This window comes from Paenibacillus sp. GQ49 (genome assembly GCF_059759055.1).
Genome location: NZ_JCAXEL010000051.1, coordinates 1 through 697, shown reverse-complemented (window position 1 = coordinate 697; position 697 = coordinate 1). Strand labels below are relative to the sequence as shown.

Genomic DNA, 697 nt, shown 5'->3' with positions numbered 1-697 from the left:
GACGGATTGTAATATGAAGTGCGACACCTACTGGAAATAAATAAAAAAAGGGCCCATGGCCGGATTCGTGTAGAATGAAGTCACCACAACAACCATTCACACAAGGAGAATCCACCATGAGCTACACACATCTTAGCATAATCGAACGTAGCAAGCTAGAAATCCTCCACAGTCAAGGCAAAAGCTCGAGAGCCATTGCACAAGAACTGGGTAGGCATCCATCGACGATTTACCGTGAGTTAGATCGTGTTGCTGCATCACATCCCTATCAGGCAAAACATGCCCAGAACGCTTATGAGGAGCGCCGTAAGGCTTCTGTCTCTCGAGGTAAATGGTCAGATGCCTTGGCTGCTTCACTGGAGAAAAAACTGGAGGCAACTTGGTCTCCAGAACAAATCACAGAACGTTTCCGCTTCCAAGGCCTGCCGTCGGTCTCCTTTAAAACCATCTATCGCTGGCTCTACGCCGGGCGTCTGGTTCGAGGCACGTTACAGGTCCTTCGGCACAAAGGGAAGCGTCAGAAACCCACAGAAACTCGCGGTAAATTCGCTATCGGCAAATCGATTTCGGATCGCCCCAAAGAGGTTCGTTCCCGTGAAACGTTTGGGCACTGGGAACTGGATACCGTCGTATCAGGTCGTGGGAAAAGTAAAGGCTGCGTAGCGACGTTGATTGAACGCAAAACACGCCTGTATAC

General features: G+C 49.8%; 1 protein-coding gene. It reads left to right on the top strand.

The window, feature by feature from the left end; translation table 11 throughout:
* Window positions 1-116 precede the first annotated feature (116 nt).
* A partial coding sequence (locus tag AC6CIF_RS31845) for an IS30 family transposase (protein WP_498202755.1) occupies window positions 117-697 on the top strand: 581 nt, incomplete at its 3' end.